At 75.2% G+C, this 1,948-nt stretch carries 2 protein-coding genes; both read right to left on the bottom strand.

The annotated features are described in order from the left end of the window. Nucleotides 1–581: hypothetical protein (locus VI078_11295; protein HEY5999866.1), on the bottom strand; the 581-nt coding region annotated here is incomplete at its 3' end. Beyond that, on the bottom strand, nucleotides 578–1,948 hold a 1,371-nt coding region (gene mutS, locus VI078_11290), incomplete at its 5' end, for a DNA mismatch repair protein MutS (protein HEY5999865.1). The genes VI078_11295 and mutS, both read right to left, overlap by 4 nt.

Raw genomic sequence — 1,948 nt, 5'->3', positions numbered from 1 at the left:
AGGTCGCCCGCCGGCGCGGCGGGCGGGTCCGCCTGCGCAAAGCGGGAGAGCCGCTGCAGCTGCCGCTTCGCCTCGGGGACGCGGTCCCCCTCCGGCGACAGGCGGACGACGTCCCGGAACCGCAGCCAGGCCTGCGCCGGGTTGTTGAAGTGGTCCAGGGAGAGATAGGCGATCGCGATGCGCGCGTCGTCCACGAGCGTGCTGCGCGGGTAGCTCTGGATCAGGCGCTGGTAGTAGTTCTGCGCGCGGTTGAGATCGCCCTCCTGGCCCGTCCAGCGGTAGAGGAGGGTGTAGAGGGCGCCGGCCCGCATGAGCGAGAGCTCCGCCTGGCGCGTGGCCGGGTACTTCTCGAAGACGGCGCGGTAGAGGTCGAGCACGCGCATGAAGCTGCGGTGGTTGCGCTGCGCCCGCGCGTCCGCCTTGAGGGCGCCGAACGCGTCCTCCGCTTTGGCGAAGAGCGCCGGCGCGGACAGGCCCGGAGCCTGGCGCGAGGTCCCCGCGGCGGGGGCAGGCCGCGGGGCCGCGCCCGCGGGGGCCGCGAGAGCGGCGGCGAGGGCCGCGGCGACGAGCAGCGCCCTCACGAGACCGAGCTCCGCACGGGCGTCCCCACGGCGGCCTTCCACGCCGCGATCAGCTGCAGCGCCTCGAGCGGCGTCAGACGGTCCGGGTCCAGTTCGCGGAGGCTGCGCACGACGTCGTGCTCGCGCACGGGGAAGAGGTCCAGCTGCGGCGCCGCCGGCGCCTCCGGCGTGGCGTGACCCGCGATGCGGGGAAGCCCCTCGAGGGTCAGCTCGCCCGTCTCGAGGTTGGCGAGGATCTCCCGCGCCCGCGCGAGCGTCGCCGCCGGCAGCCCCGCGAGCTGGGCCACCTGGATGCCGTAGCTGCGGTCCGCGCCGCCCGGGGCGATCGTCCGCAGAAAGACGATCTGTCCCTCCCACTCGCGCACGGCGACCGTGAAGTTGCGCGCGCGCGGCAGCGTCAGCGGCAGCTCCGTGAGCTGGTGGTAGTGCGTGGCGAACAGCGTGCGGGGGCCGCGCGGCCGCTCGCCGTGGAGGCTCTCGGCGACCGCCCAGGCGATGGCCAGGCCGTCGAAGGTGCTCGTCCCGCGCCCCACCTCGTCGAGGACCACGAGGCTGCGCTCGGTCGCGTGGTGGAGGATCCCCGCCGTCTCGGTCATCTCGACCATGAAGGTGCTCTGGCCGCGGGAGAGGCGGTCGGCGGCGCCGATGCGGGTGAAGATGCGGTCGACGACGCCGACGCGCGCCGCCGCCGCGGGGACGAAGCTGCCGATCTGCGCCATGAGCGCGATGAGGGCGGTCTGGCGCAGGAAGGTCGACTTGCCGGCCATGTTCGGGCCGGTGAGCACCATCAGCTGGCAATCCGCGGCGTCCAGGCGGCAGTCGTTCGGCACGAAGCGCTCGGTGGCGGCGCACTCGACGACGGGGTGGCGGCCTGCGCCGATGTCCAGGACGAGGCCGTCGTCCACCTCCGGGCGGCAGTAGCCGCGCCGGCGCGCGACCTCGGCCAGCGAGACGATCGCGTCGATCCGCCCGACGGCGGCGGCCGCCGCCTGGAGCCGCGGGACGGCTCCCGCGAGGCGCGCGCGCAGCTCCTCGAAGAGGCGTGCCTCGAGCGCCAGCGCGCGGTCCTCCGCCCCGAGGATCCCCTCCTCGAAGGCGGCGAGCTCCGCGGAGTGGAAGCGCTCGGCGTTCACCAGCGTCTGGCGCCGGACGTAGTCGGCGGGGACGCTGGCGAGGTTGGCGCGGGTCACCTCGAAGTAGTAGCCGAACACGCGCGTGAAGCCGACCTTGAGCGTGGCGATGCCGGTGCGCTCGCGCTCGCGCCGCTCGAGCGACGCCAGCTCGGCCTGGGCGTGGCGGGCGCGGTGGCGCAGGCCGTCGAGTTCGGCGTCGGCGCCGTCGCGCACGACGCCGCCGTCCGCCAGGCG

The organism is bacterium, from assembly GCA_036524115.1.
Lineage (GTDB): Bacteria > JAUVQV01 > JAUVQV01 > JAUVQV01 > DATDCY01 > DATDCY01.
Note: the sequence above shows the minus strand (reverse complement) of the source record. Positions and strands in the feature narration are given on the sequence as shown.